Source organism: Streptomyces sp. SID13726 (genome assembly GCF_010548375.1).
Classification (GTDB): Bacteria; Actinomycetota; Actinomycetes; order Streptomycetales; family Streptomycetaceae; genus Streptomyces.
The window spans coordinates 112,234-122,618 of record NZ_JAAGLY010000024.1 but is presented as its reverse complement, the minus strand read 5'-3'; the positions used below and the strand labels follow the sequence as shown (position 1 = coordinate 122,618).

The following is a 10,385-nucleotide window of genomic DNA, read 5'->3' as shown; positions in this document are numbered from 1 at the left end:
TGGCCCGCTTGGCGGCCAGCGCGGCCTTGTCGGTGTCGTCCTTGGCGGCCTCGGCCTCGGCTGCCGCCTCCAGCGCGGCCGCCTTGGCGAGCTGGGAGGCCTGCACCGCCTTGGCGGACTCGGTCTTGGCGGCCGCGGTCTGGGCGGCGGCCTGCCGTCCCGCCTCCTTCGCCTGTGCGGCGAGCTGGGCGACGGTGTCGTGCTCCTGGTCCTTGGCGCGGGCGACGAACTGGCCGACCTGGAGGAACTCCTTGATGTCGGCCGCGCTGCCGCTGATCGCCAGGCGTCCGGCGGCTCTTACGTTGGTGCCGCCCACGCTGATGATCTGGGCGAGCTGGACCCGCTCGTCCTGCTCCTGCTGGGTGTACTGGACTTCGGCGAGGAAGTTCCGTACGTCCTCCGGGCTGCCGTTCAGCGCGGCCTGACCGGCCTCCCGGACGTTGGGCCCGGCGGTGTCGACGATCTGGGCGACCCGGACCCGGTTGTCCTGCTGCATCGGGTCTTCCCAGCCGTCGTCCAGGAAGTCGTGCAGCTGGGCGCGGGTTCCCGCGAGCGCGGCGCGGGCCGCGGCCAGCAGCTCCGGCCCGCCGACGCTCGCGACCTGGGCGGCCGTCACCCGCTCGTCCTGGCCGGTGAGTTCGTCGGCGGCCGCCAGGAACGTCTCCACGTCGGCGTCGGTGCCGGTCAGGGCCGCCTCGGCGGCCGCCTTGACGCCGGGTCCGCCCTCACGCCAGTAGTCGACGACCTGCCCGCGGTCGGCGGCGGTCACCTCCGAGGCGTCGGCGGACACCGCGGCCGCGGGCGCGGCGCCCAGCAGGCCGGCGGCAAGAGCCAGCGGCAGCAGGCCCAGTGCCGTTCTCTGTATCGCGCGTGGCGTTCTTCGAGTCATCGAGCCCCCGGTATCTGATTGTTTTCCTTGCCAAGAATGGCCGTCACTATACATGCGCTTTTCCTTCGCTTTATTATTCCCTTATGTACCTTTCTGGGTACTTTGATCATGAATCAAAGTGGGTTGACGGTGGGTGAACTCGGGGTTATCTTGTGCAGGTTCTTTGATGGGGAAACGCTTGGGGGGAGCGGCTTTCGGCATGGAAATGCCGCACCCGAAAGGAGGGTGCGGTGTCTTTCCGTGCTCGTGCTCGTGGTCTTTTCTTTTCTGGAATCGCCGCTCTCGTGGGAGCGGCGATAGCTATTCCCATGGCCGTCGCCGACGATTCCTCCGCCGCCGCGGCAGACACTCCGCCCAGCGCGGTGGAGCAGTTCTCCTATCCCGGCGCGGCGGGCATTCTCACCTCGGAAGGAATTCAGCTCAAGAAGGGTGACGGCCACATCCTGCTCGCCACCTGCGACGGCACCGCCGACCAGATCAGGGTCTACACCGTGGCGGACAGCACCGTCGGCCGTAAGGGCGACTACTGCTTCAAGGCCACCGCCGCCTCCGGGTGGCTGACGCTCGAACTGCCCCGGGTCTTCGCGCTGGAGACCGGCGACCACCCGATCAGCGCCGACCTCACCGCGAACGGCGCCACGACCACCGTCGCCGTCGCCGAGGGCGGCTTCGAGAGCGTCGGCGAGGGCACCGTGGGCGGCGCCCGCTCCGTGCTCGTCGAGATCCGTGTCACCGGCTGAACCGGCCGCACCCAGCATCAAGGAATCGAGAAACGTGACCTCTCTGCGTTCTTCCGCGGGCGCGGCCCTGGTGGGGGCCGTCGCCACCGCCGGAGCCCTGACCGCCGTCCCGGCGCACGCCGTCGCCGGCGACCCGGTCTCCACCGGCTCCTACGCCTTCACCGCCAAGGTGTCCCTCGGTGCCGACGACACGGCCCGCGCGTGCAGCGGCGCCCTCGTCGCCTCCGACTGGATCGTCACCGCGGCGAGCTGCTTCGCCGCCGACCCCGAGGTGCCCACCGTCGCCGCGGGCAAGCCCGCCCTGAAGGCCACCGCGACCGTCGCGGGCAAGACCAGCGCCGTGGTGCAGCTGGTCCCGCGCACCGGCCGTGACCTGGTCCTGGCCCGGCTCGCCCGCCCGGTCACCGGTGTCACCCCCGTGGCCGTGGCCGCCACGGCCCCCGTCGCGGGCGACTCCCTGCGCGCGGTGGGCTACGGCCGTACCGCCACCGACTGGCTGACCGCCACCGCGCACACCACCACCTTCGCCGTGGGCGCCGTCGGCGCCGACGCCCTCACCCTCACCGGCCAGGACGGCGCCCTGTGCCAGGGCGACACCGGCGGCCCGCTGCTGCGCGAGACGAACGGCACCACCGAACTGGTCGGCGTCGGCAGCCGCTCCTGGCAGGGCGGCTGCCTGGGCGAGACGGAGACCCGCACGGGGGCGATCGCCGCCCGTTCCGACGACCTCGCCTCCTGGGTGTCCGCCACCACCGGCCCGGCGCCCGTCACCGACTTCAACTGCGACGGCGTCCAGGACATCGCCGTCGCCGACCCCACGGCCACCGTGGGCGGCGACAGCGGCGCGGGCCTGGTCCGCGTCGTGTACGGCGGCGGCAAGGGCACCGCCGAGATCACCCAGGACCTGGACTGGGTCAACGGCAGCTCGGAGGCCGGCGACGGCTTCGGTGAGACCCTCGCCACCGTCGACTACGACGAGGACGGCTGCACCGACCTGGCCGTCGGCACCCCCGGCGAGGCCCTCGGCACCGCCACCGACGCCGGCATGGTCGACCTCCTGCACGGAGCGACCGGAGGCCTGGGCACCGGCACCGTGAAGGACACCAACTACCAGCAGGGCGCGGGCAACGGCTCGCTGGGCGCGTCCAGCGCCGAGACCGGAGACCGGATGGGCGCCGCCCTCGCGGCCGCGGTCACCAACTCCGGTGAGCCGTTCCTGGTGATCGGCAGCCCCGGCGAGGATCTCGACACGTCCGCCGACGCCGGCATGGCCGTCTACGTCCACGGCACCACGAACGCCTCCATCCACCAGGACAGCCTCGACGTCCCGGGGTCCATCGAGGCGGGCGACGGCTTCGGCGGCGCCGTCGCGGCCGACGCGAACCACATCGTCATCAGCGCCCCCGACGAGACCATCGGAACGGACGCCGGCGCCGGGAACCTCGCCGTGTTCGACCCGAACACGCTGAACTCCGAGAACCGCCCCACCCCGCTGTTCGGCCTCGACCAGGACCTGGACACGGTGAGCGGCGGCGCGGAGGCCGGCGACGGGTTCGGCACCGCGGTGGCGCTCGTCCCCTACCGTCCCTCCGGGGCCGCGGCGGCGACCGAGTCGATCCTCGCGGTCGGGTCGCCGGGTGAGGCACTGACCGTCGACGGCGTCTCCAAGGCCGAGACGGGCAATGTGCTGACCTTCCGGATCACCGCGACCGGCACCTACTCCCAGCTCAACGCCTACCAGTCGGGCACGGGCGAGGACGACGTGGTCGGCACGTCCGAGGCAGGCGACCACTTCGGCCAGACCCTGGCCGCGGTGAACACCGCACCGCGCGCGGTGAGCACCACTGCCACCCTGAAGCTGGCCGTCGGCAGCCCCGACGAGGCCGTCGGCACCGCGGCGAGCGCGGGCGCCATCAGCACCTTCTCGCTGCTCGGCACCCCCGGGGCCAACGACCGCTGGCTGGAGGTGGGCGACGGCGACGGCATCCCCGGCACCCCCGCCGCGAACCAGCGGCTCGGCGTGAGCATGCACTACACCGGCACCGCCCTGTACGTCGGCCTGCCCTACGGTCCGTCCACGTACGGCACCCTGTACGCCCTGCCGCTGTCCAACGTGACGGCGGGCGGCACGGTGGCCGCGGTGACCACGTACCAGCCGGGTACGGGAGGCCTCCCGGCAGCGGGCGACACCTTCGGCCGCGCGGCCAGGTAACCCCGGGCGACAACCGTCCCGACGGGCGGCGAGGCCCAGGCCCCGCCGCCCGTCGGCCGCTGCGGGCACCGCGAACCGACCCCGGGTCACGGCCCAGCTCGCGCGCGGTACCTTCGTGCTCACGCCGATGAGGAGAGTCAACGTGAGCAAGTTCGTGCGGCCCGCCGCCGAGGGTGCCGACCCGTTCGGGACCGCCCGGCTCAGGCGAGGTGTGCTGGACGCCTGGGCCACCAGTCCGGCCCGTTTCCGGGAGGACGCCAACGCCGAGGAGGACCTCGTCCTCGGCGGGTACCGGGACCGACTCGTCGTCGAGCTCGCGCAGAACGCCGCCGACGCGGCGGCCCGCGCGGGCGTCCCGGGCCGGCTCCGGCTCACCCTGCGCGAGGGCGTGCTGTTCGCCGCGAACACCGGCGCCCCGCTCGACGCGACCGGCGTCGAGTCCCTCTCCACCCTCCGCGCCTCGGCCAAGCGCGAGCCCCAGACCGGTGCGGCGGGCCTCTCCGGCACAGCCGGTTCCGTCAGCCCCGCCGACGCCCCCGCCCTCCCGGTCACCTCCGTCGGCCGCTTCGGCGTCGGCTTCGCCGCCGTCCTCGCCGTCACCGACGAACCCGCGGTCGTCGGCCGGCACGGAGGCGTGCGCTGGTCGCTCGCCGAGGCCCGCGACCACGCTGCCGAGACCGCCCGGCACAGCCCCGGCCTCGGTGACGAGGTCCGGCGGCGCGACGGCCATGTGCCCCTGCTGCGGCTCCCGTTCGCCGCCGAGGGCACCGCCCCCGAGCCCTACGACACCGTCGTCATCCTCCCGCTGCGCGACCCCGCCGCCACCGACCTCGCCGAACGCCTGCTGGCCGCCGTCGACGACGCCCTGCTGCTCGCCCTCCCCGGGCTCGAAGAGGTCGTCGTCGAGACCGACACCGTCCGCACCATCACCCGCCGCACCGAGGGCCGTCTCACCGTCGTGGAGGACTCGCGCGACGGTACGACCCGGTGGCGCACCGCGTCCGCGCACGGACCGCTCACCCCCGAACTCCTCGCCGACCGGCCCGTCGAGGAGCGGCTGCGCCCGCACTGGTCGCTGACCTGGGCCGTGCCCGCCGACGCCGACGGCAGCCCGGCGCACCCCCGCACCAGCCCCGTCGTGCACGCCCCGACCCCCAGCGACGAGGCCCTGGGCGTGCCCGCGCTGCTCATCGCGTCCTTCCCGCTGGACACCACCCGCAGGCACGCGGCACCCGGACCGCTCACCGACTTCCTCGTGCAGCGCGCCGCGGACGCCTACGCCGAACTCCTCGCCGCCTGGCGGCCGGTGACCGAGGGCATCATCCCCCTCGTACCGGGCCCGCTGGGCAAGGGCGAACTGGACGGCGCCCTGCGCGGGGCGATCCTGGACCGCCTCCCGCGCACCGCCTTTCTCCCGCCCGCACTCGACCCGACCGACGACCTCCCCGAGGCGCTGCGCCCCCGCGAGGCCGAGGTCGTCGAGGGAGCCGGCGCCGACACCGTGCGGGTGCTCGCCGAGGTGCTGCCCACCCTGCTGCCCGCCGGTCTCGAACGCCGGGCGGAACTGCGGACGTTGGGCGTCGCGCGGGTCCCGCTGACCGATGCCGTGGACCGGCTCGCGGGCCTGGAGAAGGAACCGCAGTGGTGGCAGCGGCTCTACGACAGCCTCGCGGGCGTCGACCCCGACCGGCTCTCCGGACTTCCCGTGCCGCTCGCCGACGGGCGGACCACCATCGGGCCCCGGCAGGTGCTGCTGCCCAGGTCGGAGGGGTCTCTCATCGACCCCGAGACCCTCGCCCGGCTCGGCCTCAAGGTCGCCCACCCGGACGCCGCCCACCCGCTCCTGGAGAAGCTCGGCGCCCTGCCCGCGACTCCGCGCGCGGTGCTCACCACGCCCCAGGTGCGGGCCGCCGTCGCCGCCTCCATGGACGACGACGGCGGGCTGGACTGGGAGGAGGACACCCCGGACGCCGAGGAGCTGGCCGACACCGTCCTCGCGCTCGTCCGGGACGCGGGCCTGGAGCCCGGCGACGAACCCTGGCTGGGCGCGCTCGCCCTGCCCGACGAGGAGGGGGAGCTGGTCCCCGCCGGTGAACTCGTCCTGCCCGGCAGCGCGTTCGCCCGGGTCATGCGCGAGGACGAACTCGCCTTCGTGGACGCCGAACTGGCCGAGAAGTGGGGCGAACAGCCCCTCGCCGCCTGCGGGGTGCTCGCCGGCTTCGCCCTGGTCCGCGCCACCGACGTGGTCCTCGACCCGGACGAACTGGAGCCCCGCGAGGGCGACTTCGCCGAGCCCGACGACGCCGGGCTGCTGGACGCCGTCGACGTGTGGTGCGAGGACATCCTCGACCGCTTCCCGGACACCCCGGTACCGCCGGTCGCCACCGAGCTGATCGCCGTACGCGATCTCGACCTGGTCGACGAGGACAAGTGGCCGCAGGCCCTGGCCCTGCTGGCGCAGCCGCCCCTGCGGGACGCCCTGACCCAGCAGGTCCGCATCCTGCTGCCGGACGGCACCCACGAGGTCGTACGGCCGTACACCGCCTGGTGGTTGCGCGGGAACCCGGTGCTCGACGGCCGCCGCCCCGCCGGACTGCTGGCCGCGGGCGGCGACCCGCTGCTGCGCGGTCTGTACGACGAGGCCGACGCGACCGGGTTCGACGACGAGCAGGTGCTGCGGGCGCTCGGGGTGCGCACCTCGGTCGCCGCGCTGCTCGACGAGCCCGGCGGCGCGGCGGAACTCCTGGACCGCCTCGCCGACCCCGACCGTCCGGTCACCGGAGCCCAACTGCACGCGCTCTACGGCGCGTTGGCCGACCTGGACCCCGAACAGGTCACCCTGCCCGACGAGTTGCGCGCGGTGACCGACGGCCGGGTCGAGGTGGTGGACGCGGCCGACGCGGTCGTCGTCGACTCGCCCGACCTGCTGCCCTTCACCGAGGGCGTCCCCCTGCTGCCGGTACGCCCCGCGCGGGCCGCCGAGTTGGCCGAACTCTTCCAGGTCCGCCGGCTCAGCGAGTCCGTCACCGGGTCCGTGGACTCGGAGGGCACCGAGCACGACGTACCCGACTCGGTACGGGTCCTGCTCGGCCCCCGCACCCCGTCCTCGTACGTCGAGCACGACGAACTCGTCGTCGACGGCGTGGAGATCGACTGGCGCCTGACCAACGACGGTGTCCTGCACGCCGCCACCCTGGAGGGCGTGGCCGCCGGCCTCGCCTGGGCGGCGGGCCAGTGGCCGCGCCGCTTCGAGGTGGCGGCTCTCCTGGAGGACCCGTCCCGCACCCGGGAACTGGCCCGGGACCGCTGGTTCGACTGAGCACGGCCCGGGAGGCGGGCCGGCACCCGCCTCCCGCATCCCGGTGTCGGGCCACCGGTGTCAAGTAAGAATCTCCCGCTGCGCCCCTTACCGTCCGCTGCTACCTTCCTCTGCCGATCGCGGCCTCTGACGGGGCCGCGGCACCGAGCCGGGGGAGGGCACGGGACATGGCGGACGGTTTCTCCGTGGACCTCGAAGCACTGCGCAAGGCCGCGACCGGGATCAGCACCACGCTGGACGCGATGGCCACCAAGAAGGTCAGCGACATCGACGCCCCCAAGGACGCCTTCGGCCACGACGAACTGGCCGGAGCCGTCGACGACTTCTGCGATCGCTGGAACATCGGCGTGACCCACCTGGCCACCGACGGCTCGGAGGTCGCCGACCGGCTCGGTCACTGCGTGCAGAGCTACGAGGCGGCCGAGCGGCACATCCAGCTCTCGGCCGACGGCATTCTCCGCTCCGCCACCGGCACCGACCCGGGAGCGTCCTGATGGCCGAACTCGGCGGGACCACCGACCCCCGCGCCCTCGTCCCCGGCGCCCCGGACTCCCTGACCACGACCGCCCAGTCGCTGCTCGCCTACGGCGACGTCCTCGTCGAGGCCGGCGAGGGACTGGCCAGCATCGACACCGAGAACGGCTGGCGCGGTCAGGCCGGTGACGCCTTCCGCGACCGCTTCCACGGCCAGCCGGCCCGTTGGGTCGAGGCCGGTGACAACTTCCACGCCGCCGCCAACGCCCTCTACGACTACATCGCCGCCCTGCGCGCGGGCCAGCAGCACGCCGCCGACGCCATAGCCCGGTACGCGCGCGGCGAGACGGCCACCGCGAACGCCAGGAGCGCCCACCAGCAGCGGGTCGACCAGGCGCGCAGCAAGGGGGACAACAGCGAGATCCCCTTCGACGACCCGGGCGAGGCGGACCGTTCCGCCGCCCGCGGGACCCTCGACACCGCGCGCGGCAACGTCGACAGCGCTGGGCACACCGCGGCCGCGCTGGTGAAGAAGGCCACCGAGGCCGCCCCGGAGCGCCCCGGGTTCTGGTCCAAGGTCGGCGACTTCTTCGGCGATGTCGGGGAGGGCCTGCTGGACGGCGGCAAGACCGTCGTCAACGACCTCGCCTCCTTCGGCAACGCCATGGTCCAGCACCCCGGCGACAGCGCGGCCATGCTCGGCGGCATGCTCCTGGCCGGGGTCAGCGCCGGCGGCGAGGGGCTCGGCGTCGCCCTGGACGCCACCGGGGTCGGGGCGATCGCCGGAGTACCGCTCAACGCCGTCTCCGCGGCCGGGATCGCCACCGGCGTCGGCCTGGCGGGCGCCGGCGCGGTGGACCTCGCCCAGCACGCCGGGAACGACTCCAGGGTCGAGCCCCTCAGGATGAACAGCGAGGGCTCCGGCACCGGGGGCTCCGCGCAGCGACCCGCGTCCGACCTGATCAAGAACGGCGAGCAGTACCAGGGCTCCGGCGGGCGCGCGGGCAACAACCTGCCGGTGGAGAACGGCCCGAAGGACGGCACCCTCTACAAGACCGATCCGCAGACCGGAAAGGTCACCAACTACACGACGTACGACTCCGAGGGCCGCGCGGTCAAGCGCGTGGATCTGGAGGGCCGTCCGCACGGCGGGGTGGAGACCCCGCACGTCGTAGAGTACGTGCGTAACACCAACCCGAAGACGGGCGAGGTCTTCGTGCGCCCCGGCAAGGAAGTGCGCGCCGCGTTCCCGTGGGAGATTCCGTGAGCAGCAGCAGACCCTCCTGGTCCGAGCGTGAGCTACCCGCCTTCTTCCGGAAGTGGCGCACCGAGTGGAAGGACGAGGAACTCGCCCCGGCGAACTTCCTCGACTTCGAGGGCGGGCTGCGTTTCGTGCTGGCCGCCGCCTGGCTGTTCTGCCCCGAGACGGTCGAGTACCGCGGCGGTGTGTTCCTCAAGGAGCGGTTCCGGCAGGAGAACGTCGACGACTGGTTCGCCGGCCTGGGCGACGACCGTGAGCGCGTCGAGTCCGTCACCAACCAGGTCAAGCTGTGGGACACCTTCGCCAACTCGCCCCTCACGGACGACGATCGGCTCGGCGAGGAACTGCCCCAGCTCGCCCTGGCCCTGGGGGAGTGCTGGCAGGGCGTCCTGTCCGCGCGCTATCCCGACCGGGAGATCACCGTCGAGGTGAGTGACGAGGAGGACGGCTCCTACGGTCCGACGGTGACGTTCCGGACCTCCCCGGTCACCTCGGTCTTCGGCTGAGAATTTCTTACCGTCCAGGCAACCTCCCGCGGTCGCCCCGCATCTGATCAGACATCCGGGGACCACTGACCAAGCGGGGAATGACCATGCGCATCCGAGCCACCGTGGCCGCCGTCTCCGGCGGCCTCGTCCTGTCCGCCCTCGCCGTACCGGCCGCACAGGCCGACGGCGGAGGTCTCCACAAACCCGGTGCGGCGGAGCGCTTCGGCGTCTCCAGATCGGCGATGCGCGCGGCGGCCGACGCCGAACTGCCCGTCGTCTCCAACGTGAAGGTCAACGGCGGCAAGAACATCGTCGCCGGTACGACGGGCAGCAAGACCTACACCCTGTCGCTGACCGCCAGCCACTCCGCCGGCATCCGGGACGCCTATCTCGACCTGTGGCACGGCCGGGACCGCAACCACGTCGACGGCGTCTTCACCCCCAAGGAACAGACCGCTGCCTGTACGGCGGTCAGCGCCACCACCTCGAACTGCAAGCTGACCATCACGGTCACCCCGGGCCGCAACCCCTTCATGAACTCCCTGGCCGGCACCTGGCACGTCACCGCCGCCGCCATCGCCGCCGACGAGACCGGCACCGTCTACTGGAACGACACCTACGCCACCCACAAGGTGCAGCGCCAGTCGAAGCTCACGGTCAACGCGGCCCCGGAGCCGGTGAAGAAGGGCAAGACCATCACCGTCACCGGCAAGCTCTCCCGCGCCAACTGGGAGGACCTCAAGTTCCACGGCTACGCCACCCAGCCGGTCAAGCTCCAGTTCCGCAAGAAGAACTCCACCACCTACGCCACGGTGAAGACCGTCAAGACCAACTCCACGGGCGCCCTGAAGACCACCCTCAAGGCCACGGTCGACGGCTACTTCCGCTGGAGCTTCGCGGGCACGGTCAGCACGCCCGCGGCCAACGCCACCGGGGACTTCGTCGACGTGCGCTGAGCCGACGTGCGGTAAGTCGGCGTGAGGTAAAGCGTTGCGCATGTGC

The 10,385-nt window shown here is 73.0% G+C and carries 8 protein-coding genes; 7 read left to right on the top strand and 1 reads right to left on the bottom strand.

Annotated features, from left to right (window positions below):
- Positions 1–889 (bottom strand): ALF repeat-containing protein (locus G3I78_RS39095; RefSeq protein ID WP_203616099.1); only part of this gene is annotated, 889 nt, incomplete at its 3' end.
- Between the two features lie 308 nt (positions 890–1,197).
- Here G3I78_RS39095 and G3I78_RS39090 point away from each other — a divergent pair.
- The 7 genes from G3I78_RS39090 (at position 1,198) to G3I78_RS39060 (ending at position 10,339) form a co-directional block, all read left to right on the top strand.
- On the top strand, positions 1,198–1,629 hold the full coding sequence (locus G3I78_RS39090; RefSeq protein WP_203616098.1) for a hypothetical protein: 432 nt from the start codon (positions 1,198–1,200) through the stop codon (positions 1,627–1,629).
- Positions 1,630–1,663: 34 nt separating this feature from the next.
- A complete protein-coding gene (locus G3I78_RS39085) occupies positions 1,664–3,841 on the top strand; it encodes a S1 family peptidase (RefSeq protein ID WP_164433743.1) in 2,178 nt (725 codons plus the stop codon).
- A 142-nt stretch (positions 3,842–3,983) separates the two neighbouring features.
- The gene (locus G3I78_RS39080; RefSeq protein WP_164433727.1) at positions 3,984–7,160 is read left to right on the top strand and encodes a molecular chaperone Hsp90; all 3,177 of its coding nucleotides are present in this window, start codon (positions 3,984–3,986) and stop codon (positions 7,158–7,160) included.
- Positions 7,161–7,327: 167 nt separating this feature from the next.
- On the top strand, positions 7,328–7,654 hold the full coding sequence (locus G3I78_RS39075; RefSeq protein ID WP_164433725.1) for a hypothetical protein: 327 nt from the start codon (positions 7,328–7,330) through the stop codon (positions 7,652–7,654).
- On the top strand, positions 7,654–8,901 hold the full coding sequence (locus G3I78_RS39070) for a putative T7SS-secreted protein (RefSeq protein ID WP_164433723.1): 1,248 nt from the start codon (positions 7,654–7,656) through the stop codon (positions 8,899–8,901). The genes G3I78_RS39075 and G3I78_RS39070 overlap by 1 nt, the downstream gene beginning before the upstream one ends.
- Positions 8,898–9,401 carry a hypothetical protein gene (locus G3I78_RS39065; RefSeq protein ID WP_164433722.1) on the top strand — a complete coding sequence of 168 codons (504 nt, stop codon included), beginning with the start codon at positions 8,898–8,900 and terminating at the stop codon, positions 9,399–9,401. Before G3I78_RS39070 ends, G3I78_RS39065 begins: the two co-directional genes overlap by 4 nt.
- Positions 9,402–9,487: 86 nt before the next feature.
- Positions 9,488–10,339, top strand: a complete 852-nt coding sequence (locus G3I78_RS39060) for a DUF5707 domain-containing protein (RefSeq protein WP_164433721.1) — start codon at positions 9,488–9,490, stop codon at positions 10,337–10,339.
- The last annotated feature ends 46 nt before the right edge of the window (positions 10,340–10,385 follow it).